Source organism: Streptomyces sp. OR43 (assembly GCF_008042275.1).
Lineage (GTDB): Bacteria > Actinomycetota > Actinomycetes > Streptomycetales > Streptomycetaceae > Streptomyces.
Window position 1 is genome coordinate 1 of sequence record NZ_RDBK01000129.1, and the last position, 698, is coordinate 698.

Here is a 698-nt window from a genome sequence, read left to right on the forward strand (position 1 = left end):
CCGGGTCCTGGTCTCGCCCGCACCCGGTGTTCCGGGACGGCTGCCGTTCTGGAAGGGCGACCAGCTGGGCCGTCCGCTGGAGCTGGGGCGTGCGCTGGGCGCCTTTCTCCGCGAGCTCGGCGGGCTGTCCCCGGACGATGCCCGGCAGCGGCTGCTGGCCGCGGGTCTGGACACGTGGGCCGTGGACAACGTGCTGTCCTACATCGACGAGCAGCGCCGGGCCTGTGGCCATGTGCCGGACGACCGGACCATCCTCGTCGAGCGTTTCCGGGACGAGCTGGGTGACTGGCGCGTCGTCGTGCACTCCCCGTTCGGCGCCCAGGTGCACGCCCCGTGGGCGCTCGCCCTCAGCGCCCGCCTCGCCGAGCGGTACGGCATGGACGCCCAGGTCATGCACGCCGACGACGCGCCAGTCACCCAGCTCGTCCCGGAAACGCTCGACGAGGATGGTCCGGTCGTCCGGCACATGGCCACAGGCCCGGCGCTGCTCGTCGATGTAGGACAGCACGTTGTCCACGGCCCACGTGTCCAGACCCGCGGCCAGCAGCCGCTGCCGGGCATCGTCCGGGGACAGCCCGCCGAGCTCGCGGAGAAAGGCGCCCAGCGCACGCCCCAGCTCCAGCGGACGGCCCAGCTGGTCGCCCTTCCAGAACGGCAGCCGTCCCGGAACACCGGGTGCGGGCGAGACCAGGACCCGG

General features: G+C 73.4%; 1 pseudogene. It reads left to right on the forward strand.

The annotated features are described in order from the left end of the window. Positions 1-698: pseudogene (locus EAO72_RS44260) on the forward strand (DEAD/DEAH box helicase); the annotation flags it as partial.